The following is an 18,970-nucleotide window of genomic DNA, read 5'->3' on the forward strand; positions in this document are numbered from 1 at the left end:
CATCACCCAACTATGTATATTTTGTACTATTATATCAAATTCTTAAAACGTGAATGGTTAAGTAATGTTGTACCGATTAAACTCGCAATAATCGCTTTAATAATATCTCCTGGAATAAATGTAAATGATAATAAAAATGCTTTACTTATAGGCATATGTATAATGAATCCCATAATGATTGTTCCTACAATATCTAATAATAAAACACCAAATACAAGTATACCAATAAATAATGTCAAGAAATTAATATGATTTTTAAAACGATCTCTTACTAAACCTATAAGATACGCCACTACTGGATATAAGAATAAAAATCCTGCTGAAGGACCTGCAAACACACCTATTCCACCGCGTCCACCTGATAATAATGGCAAACCTGTGGCTGCTAATAATAAGAAGATAATAACACTGAGTGCGCCGTATTTACGTCCTAATATAACTCCTGCTAAAAAGATACCTATATTTTGTAATACAATTGGTACAGGCATAAATGGTAACGGTATTCCGGGTACTAGGCCTAAAATACAAATAACCGCTGTCATTAACGCTGTATATACTAAATTTTTTGTACTCATTTGATTTCCTCCTTTTATGAAGAAAATTATACCACTTATGTAAACTATTTTATATAAAAAGTTTACATTTAAAGTTAATGAGATACTTTTTTAGCTAAAGACGTAATATAGTTGAAGAATTCATCATGATTGACATGATTAACGACACGCACCATACGTCCATCATCGCTCTCATATGTGCGTCCTTGGCTTGGTCCTTTTGTACATACATCTACTTTAAGTTCTATAGAATCTGTTAAGTTTTCTTTACCAATTTGAGCAGTCGTCAATACATCCCATAAAAAGTAAGTAGAGTTGGTGACAAAATGAGTAAGAGGAGGTACAGCTGCATAACTGATGCCTAAAAAATCAACTCCTATAAACTGACGTTGATTTGCCCACATTTGACGAATAGCTGGTGTCAATGGTACTTGATTAGTGCTTTCTAACGCTACCATTTCTATCTTGATAGACGTATCAAATATTGTTTTAACAGCTTCAGGATCCCAAAAAGCATTCCATTCAGCTGTGCCATCATGTTCGGGTTCTTCTACATTTCCCTTTTCTAAAAATGTTCCTCCCATCCAAACTAACTTTTCAATATTGTTTACTATTGCTTTATCATATTTGATTGCTTTGGCTAAATCAGTTAACGGACCAGTAAACAATAAAGTCACCTTTTCTTTACTATTATTTAATACATTAATCATATCCTCATAAGCTTCAAATGTACTCGTTATAGAACGTTTATCAATCCATTCCTCATTTAAAATAGGCAGCGCATCCATAAAAAAGGCATGCATTCTCCAGTCTTTCGGAAAAGGGTTAACTCCTCTTTCATATGAAGGAGCTACATCAATAGATAAATTTGAAAAACGATTTATAATTTTACATGAAGCACTTAGAGAAGGTTCTAAATAACAATCTGCACCGATTGTACTTACACCTACTAATTCAATATTATCCATTTGTAGTAATAAGAATAGCGATATTAAATCATCAACGCCGCCATCATGATTAAAATATATTTTAGTCATTAAATCCCTCCAAAAAATATGTAAAAAAAGCTATGACTACATTATACGTAATCATAGCTTTCTTTAAACATATTATAAATAAAAAATTCATTCTACATTAAATCAAGTATAGATTTTGCAATATTCGTATATGCTGCATCTTCCATAGGAGGATTATGTAGGCCAGCACGCATATTACGATAATAGCGTTGTAATGGACGATCCATTTCTAAACTTTTTGCCCCTACTATTCGCATAGCAAGATCCACTACTTCTAATCCTTGATTCATGACTAAAATTTTACTTGCAGATGTTTCATTCCAAATATTAAGTGTTTCATTATATTGATTGTAACCTCTAGCTGTACTCCATAAAAAATGACGTGCAGATAATAAGAGTGATTCCATTTTCCCAATATTTTGTTGTACAGTAGGTAGCGTAGCAATTGTTCCCTCAATACTATTAGGAGAATGTATTTTGGCAAACTCAATAGCATAATCTCTCGCTGCTTGGGCAATACCTAAATATACACTTGGTATATGTAAAATCCATCCATTGGGTTGCGGTTTATGTTTTGTTTCTACAAAGTTTTCAAACGGAACTATAACATCATTTAATACTAAATCATGACTTTCCGTTGCACGCATCCCTAACATATTCCAATTATCTGCAATTTCTAAACCTTTAGTCTCTCTAGGAATTAAAAAGAAGCCTACTTCTTGAATATCTTCTGCAAATGCAGCAACAATGTAATGTGTCAATGCTTTACTCATAGAAGTAAACGTTTTTACACCATTTAATTTATATCCGTCTTTAGTTTTTATTGCATGCGTAGCAGGTCTCCCACCACGAGTAGGACTACCAGTATCCGCTTCACTTACTGCTCTATTTACAAGCGCACCATTTTTTACTTCTATTGCAAATTGATCAAGCATAGTTTGACTCCACATATGTTGTTGATATAATTGTCCTACAACGCTTAGATGCCAGCCTATAGACAGTGCTGTAGCACCATCTATAGCTCCAAGATACGATTGTAAAACGACCATATCTTCTATTGTTGCACCTTCTCCACCATATGATTTAGGTAAAGTTAACACACTATAACCTTCCTCTACAAGCCATTTTATATTGTCAAATGGGAATTTAGAGTCAATATCTTCTTCTGCTGCTCTTTGTTTAAATGTATCTTCAATTGTTTTAAATTTTTTAATCCATTTTCTTTGAATATCACTACTTATTAAAAATGAATCTAACATGACTATCACCTATTCGATATTTGATATATTTAATCATAGTTTAACACTCGGTTTTAATAATATAAAGTATCTCATTAACATAGTATATTAGAATTAAAAAAGAGTGGACAGAAATTCTGTCTCACTCATTTACCCCATCATCATTCTATTGTATATATTTCTCTAATTCAGCAATTAAAGCATTAATTCTCTCGCGTTGCTCTTTTGTTACATAAACAATAACTGTTCTTTCATCTTGTATACTACGTTTTTTTGATAATAATTGTAAATCTTTTAATTTTTGTAATGCTTTAGTTAAGTAATAAGGTTTGAATTCTGAATACGTTGCAATTTCTTTTGAAGTAATTTCATCTTTTTTACTTTTAACAATATAATTTAAAATATAAATTTCTTCATAATTCAGATTATATTTTTTCTTAGTGTCTTTAAAAAACTTTTTCACTTGAAATGTTGCGTTAACTAAATCATTGATGTCTTTAATTTGTCCCATATTCTAAACCACTCCTCTGATGTACATCTAGTTGCTACAAGGTTCATGTATACTAACTACTACAACACTAAACATTTCTTATGCTATAAAAATTATTTTATAACATTTAAGTATAATATTTCAATATTTTTATGAAATTAAAATGATATTATATATTAAAATCTCATTTGCCAAATTAAATTATACATAATTATTTCATGTGTTATACACCTAAAATAACTAGTAATGTAAGAGACAAGACTTTCTTACATCACTAGTTATTTTTAGAACAAATTATAATATTAATTCCTTTTTTATCATTTTACTACAATGTCTCAAGATATAATGAATCTCTTCCTTTTTTGACATATTTAACTTTATACACACTCTACGTTCATCTATAACATCTCTTTCTTTCAAAATATAACCACTTTGTTGTAATCGTTTAATTACTAAATTTATATTTATAGACTGACAACGCGAAAAATAGTTTATCGATTTCAACGAGATGTCATTTTGATTCGACCAAATAATGCCTAAAACAAGCAAATCATTTAAACTTAACTGATAGTGCTTAATACTTTTTTCAATCTTATTTAAAACTTTATAAATAGTAATTAAATATGTTAACTTACAATAATTCATATTCTTGATTGATGTTTTAAGATAGTTATTTTCAAGTAATTCTCCAATTTCTAATAATAAATGATTCATTTTTCTTTCATACACTTCTACAGGTAAGATTCTTAATCTTCGTTGATCATTTGCATCATAAGATTTAAAAATCCAATTTTCGTGGTATAAATGACTAACAAGATGGAATAAAGTTCGTTTAGATAAATACGTTTTTTTCATTAATGTTTCAATATCCATACCTTGATGGTTCGTTTTATGATAATCAATAATAGCATATAGTACATTTAGGTGTTCAATATTTAGGTTTTTAGAATATTTTAAAAGTTCATCGACTGCTTTGTAAAATAAAAGATAAAATAATAGTACATCCATATCATTTTTCGTCATGATAGTTGCCACCTCGCAATTTATACAACAATTCTAGAAGACAGACTTTAGTATTGCGATACAATTTTAAAGTGTTACCAGTTTATCTTTATATCATACATATACTTACTTCATATTAAGTATGAGTAAAGGTCTAAATACTTTATCTTTTTACTTATTAATGGACTTAATCCTATTTTAGGTATGATAGTTACTTTTGGCCTCAGCTATAAGTAACTGTGCTTCATAATCTAAAGATATTTCAACCGTTTCGGTAGCCTTATATATTGGAGCAAATTGTTTTTTTCGTGCTTGACCTGGAGTCATCCCATATTTCTTACTAAATAATGCAATAAATCTCGGAAAATGATTAAATCCATGTTTATAAGCAATATCTTGAATAAATTCACTACTATCTAAAATATCAAGTAAACATAATTTCAAACGAATATCATTAATATATTGAGCAATATTATGATAAGGTGTATGAAATTTAATCACTTGACTTAACTCTTTGTTAGACATATCAAGTGAATTCGCTAATGCTTGTTTATTAATCTTTTCATGATGATGTTCGATAATATATTCATGAACTTCATCTACAAGTGGATTGTTTAGTTTATAGTTTTGACGATGTTTTCTTTGAATATAACCTAATTCTACACATAAATGTTTAACTAATTTATCCCTTATGTGTGGAAGTCGAGGTTTTCGACTTTCAAATTCAAGAAGATTAATAATAAATGATTCTAATTGTTTTCGTTCAATAGAAGAAAATTTATATCCTTTTTGTCTGATATAATCGTCTGCAAATCTTAAATAATCTGTGAATGAAATTTCAATTATTGCAATAACAGAGTTCGTTTCGCCTTCTATCGAATATAAATCATTTAACATAATAAATACGAGATCTCTTTTTTTCATATTATATGTATCTAAGTCTAAATTTATTTTTCCAGAACCCTTTAACCAATATATAAGTTTGATATTGGATTCTTTTTGTTTTAATATTCTCGTATTTTTTAAAAGCTTTACCGAAAAATTATCTATCATACGTCTTTCCTCTCGTTTGTAATATAAAGACTAGATATAAGCGATGACATTTCTCCCCTTTATTCACCACTTAATTCTATTGAATTATCGCCTCGATACTTATGTATGCGTATCGGAGATCTATCTTCATATACAATTTTATGTTTTATTTCGGTATTAGCAGTAGCAATATTTTGACTTATTTTATCACTTTATTATCTTATAGTATGATTTTATTGTTTTTCAATATAAACTTACTTTATTTATATATAAGGATGACATATAAAATAATTTTTTAGTATTTATTTAATCAAGTAATAATTCAATAGGCTAAATTATTTTGTTATAAATTATTTTTCTATTATTTTACAAAAAGATTACAAGAAAATGAATGTCTTTTTCATATTCTTCTATAAACACTGTCATAATAGCGTTTTTTATATTAAACAATATTACTAAGAATTAAATTTACAAGCTTTTATATTATCGAAAAATTACAAATCGTTAACATTCCCCACAAATTGTAATTTTTTTGATAAAGTATTTCTTGTCGTTAAGTAAAATGATTTAAAGACTAAGTTAACAAATGACTATTAAATATAAAATAATATTAATTTAATTCTCAGGAGGAAATTTATAATGAAAAAAATCGCTACAGCTACAATCGCTACTGCAGGAGTTGCCGCAATTGCTATCGCCGGACAAGGACATGAAGCTCATGCAGCTGAACAAGGATATAATCCAAATGATCCTACTTCATATAGCTACTCTTACACTATCGATCAACAAGGTAACTACCATTACACTTGGAAAGGTAACTGGAGCCCAGATCGTTTAAATCATTCTAACTATAATTACAATTATAACTACAATACATATAATAATTATTCTAATACAAATTCAACTTATAGTTATAACAACTATAATACTAATAACTCAAATCAAGTTGCTAGTAATCCAACACAATCTTACACAACAAGTAATCAACAAACTGGTGGTTTAGGTGCTGCTTCTACTTCTAATAATAATGTAAAAGTAACTACTGTAACTGCACCTTCATCAACAGGTGTTTCAATTTCTAACTCTGTTAGCTCAGGTAGAAACTACTACACTTCTGGCCAATGTACATATTATGTATATGACCGTGTAGGTGGTAAAATCGGTTCGACTTGGGGTAACGCAAATAACTGGGCAAATGCTGCAGCATCTGCTGGTTACACAGTAAATAACCGTCCATCTGCAGGCGCAATTATGCAATCTACTGCTGGTGCTTACGGTCACGTAGCATATGTTGAAAATGTAAATAGTAATGGTTCAATCACAGTGTCTGAAATGAATTATGGTCATGGTGTAGGTGTAGTAACATCTCGTACACTTTCTTCAAGTGAAGCTGCTTCATATAATTTCATTCATTAATTAAATTGATAAAGAAAAAAGATTTAGAATTCAATATGAATTCTAAATCTTTTTTTTATGCATAATACAAAAAGCGTTCGAAACTTTACTTTAATTTAGTGTTTCGAACGCTTTAAGTTATCATATTAATCAATTCATTATTATGGATTGAATTCTCGCCACAAAAATTAAATCCTCTTTTAATTCATTTTTTAGGATATCTAAAATTAATGTATTTTTTAAATAACATCGCTACTATGTTTCTCATCAATACTTTAATCCTAATTTGTTATTTCCATATTATAGGGGAATTAAACATCAAATTAATCATTTAATTTATTTTTTTACGTATTCCAATGCCAGTAAATCCATAAATAATTGCTAATATAGCACATAAATAACATGGTACTGCCCAAATAAAGAATTGATCAACTGAAACTCCTAATTGTTGCGCATAGTAAATACCTGATGTTCCCCAAGGAATTAATGGTAGGACCATAGTACTGGAATCTTCTAATGTACGAGATAAATTACTTCTATCTAAATTCATATCTTCAAACATGTCTTTCATAAGTACCCCAACCATAATAATAACAATTGACGCCACACCAGCAGCAAATACCAACATTAGAGACGATAGAACAGTAATAAGGACGAGGGTACCAACAGATTTAACACCTTTTGCAACAGTTTGTAACATTACATCTAAACAACCAGATTTCTCTACAATACCTGCAAATGCATAACCACAAAAAATGGTCACAATGATTTGTGTCATACTCATCATTCCACCTTGTTCAATCAATGTTTTTGCATTTTCGGTGACATGAGAATGACCAGTCATAGATGATGTAAAGCCATCAAACGTTGCTTTAAAACCATCTACAAATTTAAATCCATTATTAAACTTACCTATCAAAATAGCACTCAACGCTGAAACAAGCATAGATGGAACAGTTGAAATTTTTAGTATTAAACAAATGATAATCACAATTAAGGGAATCCATACGAAAAAATTAATATTATAAATACTAGCTAGTTCATTTAAAAGTTCTTTTATTTGCTTTGTATTTACATTACCTTGGGAGTTTAATCCAGCAAAAAACCATACGATAAGTCCAATGATTGATGCTGGAATGGTTGTCCACATCATTGCTCTAATATGAGAAAAAATGTTTACTTTTGTTACGAGTGCAGCAAGATTGGTTGTATCTGATAAAGGTGACATTTTATCTCCAAATACTGCACCTGCAATAATTGCACCTGCTGCCATTCCTTGATTTATACCAAGTTGACTTCCAATAGATATTAAGGCAATCCCAGCTGTAGATGCAGATCCCCAAGCTGTCCCGGTTGCTAAACTACATATAGCCGAAATGATAAATGCCGAAATTAGAAAATAACTAGGATTCAAAAACTTAAGTCCATAGTAGATTAATGCAGGTACAGTGCCTGCGTACATCCAGCTACCTACAATGATACCTACAGCCAAAATAATGAAAATAGCAGGCATAGCTGTTGTCAATCGATGTGTAATTCCTTCTTCCAAGTCTTTCCATTTTAAACCGACACGCATAGCAATAAAAGCAGCGTAGGTTGAAGCGATAAGTAACAATACTTGAATAGGGATATTGAATTTAACAAATCCAATTGTAACAACTATTACCATGACAATAATTGTAGATATTGCTTCTAGAAATGTGGGTTTTCTTTTCATATATCTGCTCCTTTTTCTTTTTTCTTAAGACCTCTTTTCTATACCAAACATTATACTTATTTTAATCCTAATTTATCTAAACCAAGTTCTTCTACTGTTAGTCCTTCATTAAAGAAATCACGTTCGAGAATAGTAGAGGCAATGGTAATTATCGCATCAATATTCGGTGTATCTACACCAATTTCACGTCCTAAACTTGACCATAATACAAGTCCATATGCGATATCTTCAGTAAGATAACGATTTTCTACAGAGTTCGGTCCTGGAATTTGTGAAAATACAGGACTTGTATTAAATAAACGATTTAGCGGTTCATCCTCGTCTTTACGTTCTAAATAACCTCGTTGAATACGCGCTTCTTTAGCAGTTAATAATTCAAATCCTAATTTACGCCCTAAAGTTAGACGTTCTAATTCTACAGCATGTAAAAGTCGCACTGTATGTTTTGTGATACCTTCTTTATATAATGCAAATGTATCTGCATAATCTATACGGCCTACATTTAATAGTGTAGGAGCTGGATGAACTTCAGGATTTCCATTTTCTAGATTCGTTTTCCACAAACTTTCTTCTTTTACTAATTGTGGATACAATTGGCTCACTTTATCAAAACATTCATTTAACTCTCTCTTATTGTATGTTGAGAAAAAGACTTTTCTTACATTAAGAGATAAATCCACTCGAGCCTCTTCAAAATCTACACGTGTCCCGTAAGTAAGGGTATTAGCTTCTGCATATTTAGGTTGAATATTAATATGACGTTCTTCTAATACATTCATAAATCGAATTGATCCCATAGCTGCTGCGATATTAAAGAAAATAATTTGTTCCGCCGTTATATAATGGGACATCACTTTCGCATAATATTCAATGTAAGATGAAGGAATCACTACTTGTATCACTTCTGCATCTTTTAATACATATTCAATATCATCACTAATATTTGTAAAAGGTACAAACGTTTCATGACCTTCATTATTAAAATCAAATCCACCTTTTTCTAACGCTCTATCAAATTTGTGAATTGATGAATTTCGACAATATAATTTGACTTCATGTCCTTGATTGACCATATCTACTGCAGCTGTAACCGCACCATTTCCTGATCCTACTATTGCAATTTTCATAGTTATCATTCCTCATTTCTCTATTTAGAATTTTTAATAGTCATCTAAAAAATTATTATCAATAAATAAAGATGCAGATATAAATACTGCATCTTCAAAATAGTATTATTTTATTCTATAGCCTAATTTAAATTTTTACAAACACTATTAGTAGTATGATATCAAATAAATCTCCATAAATGTAACCGCTTATCCTTTATGTATATATCTTTATATAAAATAAGTTTATTACAAGGTGCTGTAATATAAATTCTATTAATATTTTCAAAAAATTAGAAAATGTATAGCAAACATGCAGTTTGCAAGAAATATTTCATTAAGAAATATTAAACAGATTTTTATTACATCGTTGTACAAGAATTTTGAATTTCATTTACGGTAAAGTAACAATGCCCTACTACATGTTTTTATCTGATAAAGTATGACTTATCGTTAACAGCGACAAGTTAATGTTAAAACATATTCAACATATCGCTAAAATTATCCTATTGTTGAATAGTATTTGGGAGGACTTTATTTATGAAAAAATTAATTACATTATCAACACTGACAGCAGGAATTGGAGTCTCTGCTTTTGGATTAAATATACATCATGCAGATGCAGCAGAATTAACTCAAAATCAAGCTACTCAACAAGTGAATCAACAAAAACAACATAATAATAGTGAACAACAACAAAATTTAAATCACCAACAAAATCAGAATCAACTTCAAAAGCAAGGCTATAATCATCAACAGACAAGTCAATCTAATATAGCACATCAAGCACGTCAAATTAATCATTCAAATCTAAATAATCAAAGATATCATTTTGGTCAATCAAACTACAACGCACAAAATCAACCTACTCAACATTTGAATCAACAAAAGCAAAATCAAAATGTAATTCACTATAATGAAGCAAAATCTAAAAAAATCGTCACTAACAAGCAAGCACCTTCTCATTTCACTAATACTATTTACTCAAACAATCATACAAATCCTAATCTACATTTAGCCAGTCATACTACAGAAGATGTAGCTAGCGCCACATCTACAATGAATAAATTAAATAGTGTATCTCATACTACGTCATCTAGTAGTTCATCTACTTCAAATTCCTCAAGTGTAACGAGTACATCAACTAAGACAACATCTTCAACTAAGAACAACTTGTACACCGCTGGTCAATGTACATGGTATGTATATGACAAAGTGAATGGTGCTATTGGTTCAACATGGGGTAATGCAAATAACTGGGCAAATGCTGCAAAAGCAGCTGGATACACAGTTAATCATCATGCCAAAGCTGGTTCAATTTTACAAACCACAGCAGGAAGTTTAGGACATGTGGCTTATGTAGAAAGTGTAAATAGTGATGGATCAATTACAATTTCAGAAATGAATTATACAGGTGGCGCCTACGTGACGGATACACGTACAATTTCAGTAAGCGAAGTAAGTTCTTATAATTATATTCATTTATCATAAATATCTAAGATTGATATAACTTGAATATAAATATATTACCGTTTAATATCACCTTTAAGATTATATTTTCATTAATTTAAAAGTGAGAAAATGAATTCACAATGAATTCTTTCTCACTTTTCTATTTTCTAAAATTGCATAACTCATAATTGTCTGAGAAAATGTTTTTACTTATCAAAAATACTACAAGGAGTAATGGATGTAATGCAATGGTTAAAGGTCATTTTATCTGGATTGATAGAAGTTGTTTGGGTTACGTGTTTAAATTACGCTCATAATACGTTTACTTGGCTTATCACTTTATTATTTATTGCTTTAAGTTTTTATTTAATGCTTTCTGCTACAAAACAACTTCCAGTAGGTACTGTTTATGCTGTTTTTGTTGGTATAGGCGCTGCAGGAACAGTCATTGTTGATATGTTATTTATTAATCACGTTATTTCACCTATGAAATTATTATTTATTATTTTATTAATTATAGGTATTATCGGATTAAAGATTTCTACTGATGACCAATCTGAAGGAGGTCTATAAAATGGCGTGGTTATACCTTTTAGTTGCAGGATGCTTTGAGATTTTAGGTGTTGTTTTCTTAAATGAACTGAATCGTACACATAAAAAAATATATATTCTACTAGGTGCGCTTACATTTATATTTAGCTTTAGTACTTTAAAACTATCTATGCAGACGATTTCGATGGGAACTGCCTATGCAATATGGACAGGGATTGGGACTGCTGGAGGTACCATTGTAGGTATGATTTTCTATAATGAATCAAAAAAATTTATTCGTATATTTTGTATTGCTTTAATCTTAATATCCGTAATTGCTTTAAAAATAATACAATAACTTTATTCATATAAATTCTTTGTGTCCCTATCTTTCTTCCATTATACTTAATTTGAAAGATTACAAAGGAGTGAGATGGATGGAAAAAGTATATATAGCTGGTAAAATTCCAGAAGCTGGTTTAAATCTACTTAAAGAACATTTTGAAGTAGACATATATGAAGGTGAAGATATCATCGATAAAGAAACATTAAAAAAAGGTGTCAAAGATGCTTCTGCTTTGATTAGTATTTTATCTACTAATGTAGATAAAGAAGTGATTGACAGCGGTGAAAATCTTAAAATTATTGCCAATTATGGCGCTGGGTTTAATAATGTAGATGTAGATTATGCACGTGAAAAAAATATTGATGTTACAAATACACCAAAAGCATCTACAGCTGCAACTGCTGAATTAACATTCGGTTTAGTATTAGCAATTGCTCGTCGTATCGTTGAAGGTGACAAACTTTCTCGTACAAAAGGATTTGATGGTTGGGCGCCATTATTCTTTAGAGGCCGTGAAGTCTCAGGCAAAACACTTGGTATTATCGGATTTGGAGAAATTGGTAGTGCAGTAGCTAAACGTGCAAAAGGATTTGATATGGATATCCTTTATACAGGTCCTCACCAAAAAAAGGAAAAAGAACGTGAAATTGGTGCTAAATACGTTGATTTAGATACATTATTAGAACACTCTGATTTTATTACAATCAACGCTGCTTACAATCCAGATATACACCATATGATTGATTCAGAACAATTTAAAAAAATGAAATCGACTGCTTATTTAGTCAATGCAGGACGTGGACCAATCGTTAATGAACAAGCACTTGTTGATGCATTGAAACATAAAGATATTGAAGGTGCAGCTCTCGATGTGTATGAATTCGAGCCAGATATTACTGAAGGCTTGAAATCTTTAGATAACGTAGTCATTACGCCACACATCGGTAATGCTACGTTTGAAGCTCGTGAAATGATGTCTAAAATTGTAGCTAATGATACAATTAAAAAATTGAATGGTGAAGAACCGCAATTTGTTGTTAATAAAAAATAATATTAAATAAAATAATAAGGAGTGATCATAGAATCCATAGTGAATTCTATGATCACTCCTTATTTATCTTTTGTTTTATATAAAAATTTAGTTTGACCACTAAAAAATCGTTTTGGCATATGTTTCATGATAGAATTGCGCAATGCAACAACTAGTTTATTATCTTTTTGAGCAATATGTCCGATTTTTCGAGAGCGTTTTATTACTTTTTTAGTATGTTTTACACGTAATTTATTATATCGCTGTAATGCTTTTTTTAAGTCATAAGAAGCAATACAATTAGCTAAAACGATAGCATCTTCCATTGCTTGTCCTGCGCCCTGACCCATGTTTGGCGTCATTGCATGGGCAGCATCTCCTAGTAAGACTGTACGATGATGTACAAATGAAGTTAAAGGTTTTAAATCATATAAATCGTTTTTAATAATACCTGTTTCACTTTGTTTATCTAACAATGCTCTCACTTGATTAGGATAATGATTAAAATAAGCCTGCAAATGTGGTTTTTCAAATGATACATATTTAGGATCTTTTTCATTTGCATTAATTGTAATAAACCAATAGGCTTGATTATTGATTAGAGGCACAATACCCACGCGTCCACGTCTTCCCCAATATTCATCTGCTGTATATTGATTCATTATGTCCACTTCATCTATCATTCCTCTAAAGCACGTATAACCTTGATAAATCACTTTAGAGTCTGGGAATAATGCTTTTCTAACAGCTGAATGAATACCATCCGCGCCAATACATAAATCAAACGTCTGACTTGCATGTTTTGAGAAATGAAGCATTGGCAGTTCAGATTGAACATCCACTTTAGTCACTTCATAATCTGTAAATACAGTATTAGGTTTTATATATGAATATATTAACTCTATTAATGACTGACGAGATAACGTCACATTTAATGTTCCCTCTTTCAATTTAGCTGATGTAAGCAAGTCGCCTTTATCGCTATAGATATTTAATGATTTTAAATTTTGTCCGGCATTTTTGATACCTTTAGCTAAATCATGATTACCGAGTTTTTTTAAAACGTTATCACCGATGCCAATACCAGCACCTACTTCTTTAATATCAGTCTTTCTCTCAAAGACTTTGACATCATGCCCTTGTTCTTGTAAAAGGGCTGCAACCGTTAAACCTCCGATACCAGCACCTATCACTGCAACTTTCATTCTATTACACCTCAATATCTCTATTTATTAGATATATAGTAATTCCTACGTATCTTATCTTTTTTTATACCCAAACGTTCATAATCTTTTTTCATATTATCTGCAATTTTATCTGCCCACTCAATATCGCTCGCATATTGATGAGACCCTGGATTTTTAGGATTCCATCTCATTTGATAAAGCGTAATTTGTTCGTTTTCAAAATATTGATGACGAATAAAAGCTGCACCGCCCATAATTGCTTTACTTGGTGTTGTCCAATCATGCTCTTTAGCATAACTATGACCAGTAGCAATGGCATCTTGATCAAATGCACCAATTCCAAAAAAATTATAGTATTTATGATTATTCTCTTTAATACCATTAGCCAGTTCGGATTGACCATTTGCTGTTTCTATTATTGCATGATTCATTAAATATATAATATTAACTTGGTACTTATCTTGGGCCTTTAAAAATGTTTGGGCCTGATCTGTTAAAATACCTTTATTTTTAAGTATATGTTTTACCTCATCTTCATTCATTGGAACCGTTTTAGATAAATCCATATATTTTAAATCATTATCTTTTTTAGAAATACTCATTGCTCTTTTCACTTCATTATTATTCGCTAGAACAAACTGATTATTTTTATCAATGGTATTTAATTGGTTTGATTGGGTTTGCTTTTGAAAGGCCTCTTGAAAACTGTATCTTCGATCATTACGTAGTATATCCTTATGATTGATACAAAGTAATACAATCAATATGATGAGAACAAACATAAAAAGTATAATAGATAAACGTAAATGATTACTATTTCTATATTTCATAAATTGAAATTCCTCTAATTGTCTTATTTAGATAACATACTGTATGCAACTATAATAGCAATAACGACGATGGCAAACGAAATATTAATAATAATTTTCATGCCCGTACGATCTCGAAATAATACATTAAAAATAACAAGACTAATTGCCAATGAAACGGCAAACATTGCTATCGCTAACATTAATTTCATCATAATTAAAAATATAATTCCTAATATAACAAAAATATTAGAAATAATAGTCATTATTTTAATAATATTTGGATGAATAAGTCCTCTCTCCTTACACTTTAATTTATACACTCTACTTTATCATAATAGATGTATACTATATTTTACAAATTCATTTCTAAAAAAACTCCTTAACATAAGTCATCTCATTCTTATATTAAGGAGTCGTATCTATTCAATTTATTTTCTAGACATGCCTTTAAGTAAATTTAGCATGTACGTTAAGCTACGATTCATATCATCATCTTTTAATACACTCATTAAGCTTCGTATCGTCATTTTGGCATTTGGACTTGCTTGATTAGCTACGTGTAAGCCACTATTAAGTTTATTTAAAAATTGACTTAGTTCTTTAACTTCTAGATTTCCAAGCATAAATACCATTGGAGCTAAATTTGTAATCAGTCCAGTATACATATCTTTATTTAATTCCGTAGCGAATTTATTTATAATAACTTGACGACCTTTAATACCACCGTTAATAGCATCTAAGAGTTTTGCATCATCTAAATTTTTAATAATACGAATAGCTTTTAAAATACTATCCTTATTTTCAACAATTGCATCTGTAACTTCATTCAAACTTTCCAATTTAAGTTGTTCCTTTGATTTTTCAAGACGATTAATTTTAGTTATTCTTTCAGCCATATTAATCCACCACATTTCCCGGGAAAATATAATCCTTACGCTTCCATTTTTTCTGAACTTGGACACTATATTGTGGATGACGATGTTTATCTACACGGAAATTCGTTGGATTTAAAGGAGATTTACCTTTTCTAGTTATAACCTCTAAACGACAATGTGTACGTTTATAAGATGGTGTGTGTGTAGCATAATCCGCGTCACTATTAGTTAATTTATTTATAGCACCTATATCACCATTACTCATAGCATCATTATTTAAAGGAATATATATCTCTTTTCCTTTAACTCTATCAGTAATTGTAGCAACTAAAGTAGCTTCTCCTGTATCAGAAATAAGTTTTACTTCTGCACCCTCATGGATATCGCGATCTTTTGCTAATTCAGGTGAAATTTCTACAAATGCATGAGGCATTTTATATTTAATCATTTCTGTTTGATATGTCATATTTCCTTCATGGAAATGTTCTAGTACGCGACCATTATTCACATGTAAATCATATACTTCATCTTCTTTAAAGAAATTATCAAATGTTAATTTAAATAATTTTGCACGTTTATTATCGAAATTAAAGCCATCAAGATATAATGTAGGTTGATCTATACCATCTGGTGCTACAGGCCATTGTAAACTGTTAAAACCTTCTAATCTTTCATAGCTGACACCTGAATAAGAAGGTGTTAAGCGTGCAATTTCGTCCATAATTTCTGAAGGATGACTATAATTCCAATCAAAGCCCATTCTTTTAGCAATCAATTGGAAAATTACCCAGTCAGGTTTTGAGTCACCTAAAGGTGATAATGCTTGATTAATACGTTGAATTCTACGCTCTGTATTTGTATATGTGCCATCTTTTTCTAACGAAGGACTAGCTGGTAACACAACATCCGCATACGTTGCTGTAAATGTTAAAAATTCATCTTGAACTACCAAAAATTCAACTTTTTCTAATGCAGATTGTACATAGTTAATATTTGAATCTACAATTCCTGTATCTTCACCATACAAATATAGTGAATGAATTTGTCCTTCATGAATACCATCCATCATTTGATGATTATCACGACCAGGCGTTGGATTCAATGTGACACCATACTCTTTCTCAAATTTCGCTCTAATTTCATCATTGTGTATCATTTGATAACCTGGAAATTGATCTGGCATACTTCCCATATCACTTGCACCTTGAACATTATTGTGGCCGCGTAATGGATAAGCCCCTGTGCCAGGTCTTCTATAGTTACCTGTTACAAGAAGAAGATTTGAAATTGCTGTACTTGTATCACTACCAATATCTTGTTGTGTGACACCCATTGCCCAACAAATAGCTACAGATTCTGCTTTTGCGCATTCTTCCGCGAAACTAATTAACCGCGCTTTTGAAATTCCTGTAACCTCTTCAGTAAATTCTAATGAAAATGGAGTTAACGACTCATAGTATTCATCAAAATTGTCAACCCACTTTTTAATAAATTCGATATCATGTAAATGATGATCGATAATATATTTTGTCACAGCACTCAACCATACTAAGTCTGTACCAGGTTTAGGTTGATAAAATTCATCTGCACGTTCAGCCATTTCATGTTTACGAATATCAAAGACATGCATTCTTTGTCCAAACAATTTCTGTGCACGTTTAATTCTTGAAGCAATAACTGGATGTGCTTCTGCTGTATTTGTACCAATAAGTACCGTCATAGCTGCTTTTTCCAAGTCATCAATAGAACCTGAGTCCCCGCCATGTCCTACCGTTCTAAATAATCCTTTTGTAGCAGGTGCTTGACAATACCTCGAACAATTATCAATATTATTTGAACCAAATACTTGGCGAGAAAGTTTCTGCATTAAATATGACTCTTCGTTTGTACCTTTTGAAGAGGCGATAAATGCTAGATGATCGCCACCATATTTATTTTTAATGCGCTTAAAGTTCTCTTCTATAACATCAAGGGCTTCTTCCCATTCAACCTCATGAAATTCACCATTTTTACGTACTAAAGGTTTAGTTAAACGTTGATCCGAATTAATGTGTCCCCATGAGAATTTACCTTTTACACAAGTAGAGATTTTATTTGCTGGAGAGTCGTGTGATGGTTGAACTTTTAAGATTTCTCTATCTTTTGTCCATACATCAAATGAACATCCTACACCACAATATGTACATACTGTTTTAGTTTTTTTAATTCTTTCTTTGCGCATCTCTGCTTCAGAATCCGACACAGCAAATAACAATCCATCTCCTGGTTCAGCTTTTTTAGTTAAATCAATCATAGCTGCTAATGAACCCGGTTCTGTATCAGTTAAATATCCTGCATTACCCTCCATATTGACTTCCATCATTGCATTACATGGACATACTGTCGCACATTGACCACATGATACACAAGACGATTCATTTATTGGAACATCATTATCCCAAATCACACGTGGGTGCTCACGATCCCAGTCTATAGAAAGTGTTTCGTTAACTTCCACATCTTGACATGCTTCTACACATCTGCCACATAGGATACATTGGTCTGGGTCATAACGATAGAAAGGACCATAATCTTTTTCATAAGGTTTTGTTTTATATTCATATGATTGTTCTTGTAATCCCCATGCATCCATGGCATTGTGAATCTCACAATCACCGTTATTATAATCACATACCGTACAATACAGCATATGCTTTTCTAAAATTCTATCTAATGCTTCTTTTTGGCTAGCTTTCACTCGTTTATTTTGAGTATTGACTGACATCGGACGGTCAACTACTGTACTACACGCTCGTTCAACTTTACCGTCAATTTCAACCATGCAAGTATCACAGGTTTGAATTGGACCCATGGATTCGTTATAGCAAATTGAAGGCACGAAAGTATCACGAGATTTAATAAATTCGAGTAAATTTGTTCCAGGTTCTACAAGATAATCCACATCATCTAGGGTTAAAACTAAATGTTCTTGCATTGCTTTCCCCACCTTATAATTATATTCCGTAAACAACCAATTTCATTAAGATTCTGTATTGTTTCCCCATATTCAATACAGAATTAATATTATTGTATAACTAAAATCATATAATGTTAAGGCTTTCAATACTATCTATTGACCTTTCTTTATTCTTTTAAATAAAGCATATACTCTTAAATTTTTATATCTTTAAATAAAAAATCCGAGACA

The 18,970-nt window shown here is 30.9% G+C and carries 18 protein-coding genes; 5 read left to right on the forward strand and 13 right to left on the reverse strand.

Annotation, left to right across the window (positions count from 1 at the left end; translation table 11 throughout):
- Positions 1-29: 29 nt before the first annotated feature.
- The 6 genes from CD034_RS09545 to CD034_RS09570 form a co-directional block, all read right to left on the reverse strand.
- The gene (locus CD034_RS09545; RefSeq protein WP_002448536.1) at positions 30-575 is read right to left on the reverse strand and encodes a biotin transporter BioY; all 546 of its coding nucleotides are present in this window, start codon (positions 573-575) and stop codon (positions 30-32) included.
- Positions 576-649: 74 nt separating this feature from the next.
- Entirely contained in the window at positions 650-1,591 is a 942-nt protein-coding gene (locus CD034_RS09550; RefSeq protein ID WP_049432401.1) for a nucleoside hydrolase, read from the reverse strand.
- A 92-nt stretch (positions 1,592-1,683) separates the two neighbouring features.
- Positions 1,684-2,829, reverse strand: a complete 1,146-nt coding sequence (locus tag CD034_RS09555) for an acyl-CoA dehydrogenase family protein (protein WP_049432403.1) — start codon at positions 2,827-2,829, stop codon at positions 1,684-1,686.
- Between the two features lie 145 nt (positions 2,830-2,974).
- Positions 2,975-3,319, reverse strand: a complete 345-nt coding sequence (locus CD034_RS09560; RefSeq protein ID WP_002448494.1) for a transcriptional regulator, SarA/Rot family — start codon at positions 3,317-3,319, stop codon at positions 2,975-2,977.
- Positions 3,320-3,592: 273 nt separating this feature from the next.
- Complete coding sequence (locus CD034_RS09565) at positions 3,593-4,321, reverse strand: transcriptional regulator, SarA/Rot family (protein WP_002448437.1); 729 nt, start codon at positions 4,319-4,321, stop codon at positions 3,593-3,595.
- Positions 4,322-4,498: 177 nt separating this feature from the next.
- Positions 4,499-5,353 (reverse strand): helix-turn-helix transcriptional regulator, encoded by an 855-nt coding sequence (locus CD034_RS09570; RefSeq protein WP_002448325.1) that lies wholly within the window; start codon positions 5,351-5,353, stop codon positions 4,499-4,501.
- A gap of 618 nt (positions 5,354-5,971) precedes the next feature.
- Here CD034_RS09570 and CD034_RS09575 point away from each other — a divergent pair.
- The gene (locus CD034_RS09575) at positions 5,972-6,748 is read left to right on the forward strand and encodes a CHAP domain-containing protein (RefSeq protein ID WP_002448555.1); all 777 of its coding nucleotides are present in this window, start codon (positions 5,972-5,974) and stop codon (positions 6,746-6,748) included.
- Positions 6,749-7,058: 310 nt separating this feature from the next.
- Here the strand turns inward: CD034_RS09575 and nhaC are convergent, their stop codons facing one another.
- Positions 7,059-8,444, reverse strand: a complete 1,386-nt coding sequence (gene nhaC / locus CD034_RS09580) for a Na+/H+ antiporter NhaC (protein WP_002448535.1) — start codon at positions 8,442-8,444, stop codon at positions 7,059-7,061.
- A 56-nt stretch (positions 8,445-8,500) separates the two neighbouring features.
- Positions 8,501-9,571, reverse strand: coding sequence for an NAD/NADP-dependent octopine/nopaline dehydrogenase family protein (locus CD034_RS09585; RefSeq protein WP_002448510.1), 1,071 nt, complete (start codon positions 9,569-9,571; stop codon positions 8,501-8,503).
- Between the two features lie 519 nt (positions 9,572-10,090).
- Between CD034_RS09585 and CD034_RS09590 the strand changes: the two genes are divergently transcribed.
- The 4 genes from CD034_RS09590 (at position 10,091) to CD034_RS09605 (ending at position 12,930) form a co-directional block, all read left to right on the forward strand.
- Positions 10,091-11,041: a CHAP domain-containing protein gene (locus CD034_RS09590; protein ID WP_103288320.1), complete on the forward strand. Its 951-nt coding sequence runs from the start codon at positions 10,091-10,093 to the stop codon at positions 11,039-11,041.
- 204 nt (positions 11,042-11,245) lie between these two features.
- Positions 11,246-11,575: a DMT family transporter gene (locus tag CD034_RS09595; RefSeq protein WP_002448391.1), complete on the forward strand. Its 330-nt coding sequence runs from the start codon at positions 11,246-11,248 to the stop codon at positions 11,573-11,575.
- Between the two features lies 1 nt (position 11,576).
- Entirely contained in the window at positions 11,577-11,891 is a 315-nt protein-coding gene (locus CD034_RS09600) for a DMT family transporter (RefSeq protein ID WP_002454990.1), read from the forward strand.
- A 79-nt stretch (positions 11,892-11,970) separates the two neighbouring features.
- Positions 11,971-12,930 carry a 2-hydroxyacid dehydrogenase family protein gene (locus tag CD034_RS09605; RefSeq protein ID WP_103288321.1) on the forward strand — a complete coding sequence of 320 codons (960 nt, stop codon included), beginning with the start codon at positions 11,971-11,973 and terminating at the stop codon, positions 12,928-12,930.
- 59 nt (positions 12,931-12,989) lie between these two features.
- Here the strand turns inward: CD034_RS09605 and CD034_RS09610 are convergent, their stop codons facing one another.
- The 5 genes from CD034_RS09610 to fdhF form a co-directional block, all read right to left on the reverse strand.
- Positions 12,990-14,114 (reverse strand): FAD-dependent monooxygenase, encoded by a 1,125-nt coding sequence (locus CD034_RS09610; RefSeq protein ID WP_103288322.1) that lies wholly within the window; start codon positions 14,112-14,114, stop codon positions 12,990-12,992.
- A gap of 20 nt (positions 14,115-14,134) precedes the next feature.
- Positions 14,135-14,926: an N-acetylglucosaminidase gene (locus CD034_RS09615; protein WP_002454989.1), complete on the reverse strand. Its 792-nt coding sequence runs from the start codon at positions 14,924-14,926 to the stop codon at positions 14,135-14,137.
- 23 nt (positions 14,927-14,949) lie between these two features.
- Complete coding sequence (locus CD034_RS09620; protein ID WP_002448552.1) at positions 14,950-15,171, reverse strand: hypothetical protein; 222 nt, start codon at positions 15,169-15,171, stop codon at positions 14,950-14,952.
- A gap of 165 nt (positions 15,172-15,336) precedes the next feature.
- Positions 15,337-15,804 (reverse strand): helical membrane plugin domain-containing protein, encoded by a 468-nt coding sequence (locus tag CD034_RS09625; RefSeq protein ID WP_002448524.1) that lies wholly within the window; start codon positions 15,802-15,804, stop codon positions 15,337-15,339.
- 1 nt (position 15,805) lies between these two features.
- Positions 15,806-18,757, reverse strand: coding sequence for a formate dehydrogenase subunit alpha (gene fdhF, locus CD034_RS09630; RefSeq protein ID WP_002448551.1), 2,952 nt, complete (start codon positions 18,755-18,757; stop codon positions 15,806-15,808).
- Positions 18,758-18,970: the final 213 nt, after the last annotated feature.

The organism is Staphylococcus hominis subsp. hominis (assembly GCF_002901845.1).
GTDB lineage: Bacteria > Bacillota > Bacilli > Staphylococcales > Staphylococcaceae > Staphylococcus > Staphylococcus hominis.

Bases quoted from the DNA above. Each gene is read 5' to 3' on its own strand.
- CD034_RS09545 (WP_002448536.1), bottom strand. From the start codon at position 575: ATGAGTACAAAAAATTTAGTATATACAGCGTTAATGACAGCGGTTATT.
- CD034_RS09550 (WP_049432401.1), bottom strand. From the start codon at position 1,591: ATGACTAAAATATATTTTAATCATGATGGCGGCGTTGATGATTTAATA.
- CD034_RS09555 (WP_049432403.1), bottom strand. From the start codon at position 2,829: ATGTTAGATTCATTTTTAATAAGTAGTGATATTCAAAGAAAATGGATT.
- CD034_RS09560 (WP_002448494.1), bottom strand. From the start codon at position 3,319: ATGGGACAAATTAAAGACATCAATGATTTAGTTAACGCAACATTTCAA.
- CD034_RS09565 (WP_002448437.1), bottom strand. From the start codon at position 4,321: ATGACGAAAAATGATATGGATGTACTATTATTTTATCTTTTATTTTAC.
- CD034_RS09570 (WP_002448325.1), bottom strand. From the start codon at position 5,353: ATGATAGATAATTTTTCGGTAAAGCTTTTAAAAAATACGAGAATATTA.
- CD034_RS09575 (WP_002448555.1), top strand. From the start codon at position 5,972: ATGAAAAAAATCGCTACAGCTACAATCGCTACTGCAGGAGTTGCCGCA.
- nhaC (WP_002448535.1), bottom strand. From the start codon at position 8,444: ATGAAAAGAAAACCCACATTTCTAGAAGCAATATCTACAATTATTGTC.
- CD034_RS09585 (WP_002448510.1), bottom strand. From the start codon at position 9,571: ATGAAAATTGCAATAGTAGGATCAGGAAATGGTGCGGTTACAGCTGCA.
- CD034_RS09590 (WP_103288320.1), top strand. From the start codon at position 10,091: ATGAAAAAATTAATTACATTATCAACACTGACAGCAGGAATTGGAGTC.
- CD034_RS09595 (WP_002448391.1), top strand. From the start codon at position 11,246: ATGCAATGGTTAAAGGTCATTTTATCTGGATTGATAGAAGTTGTTTGG.
- CD034_RS09600 (WP_002454990.1), top strand. From the start codon at position 11,577: ATGGCGTGGTTATACCTTTTAGTTGCAGGATGCTTTGAGATTTTAGGT.
- CD034_RS09605 (WP_103288321.1), top strand. From the start codon at position 11,971: ATGGAAAAAGTATATATAGCTGGTAAAATTCCAGAAGCTGGTTTAAAT.
- CD034_RS09610 (WP_103288322.1), bottom strand. From the start codon at position 14,114: ATGAAAGTTGCAGTGATAGGTGCTGGTATCGGAGGTTTAACGGTTGCA.
- CD034_RS09615 (WP_002454989.1), bottom strand. From the start codon at position 14,926: ATGAAATATAGAAATAGTAATCATTTACGTTTATCTATTATACTTTTT.
- CD034_RS09620 (WP_002448552.1), bottom strand. From the start codon at position 15,171: ATGACTATTATTTCTAATATTTTTGTTATATTAGGAATTATATTTTTA.
- CD034_RS09625 (WP_002448524.1), bottom strand. From the start codon at position 15,804: ATGGCTGAAAGAATAACTAAAATTAATCGTCTTGAAAAATCAAAGGAA.
- fdhF (WP_002448551.1), bottom strand. From the start codon at position 18,757: ATGCAAGAACATTTAGTTTTAACCCTAGATGATGTGGATTATCTTGTA.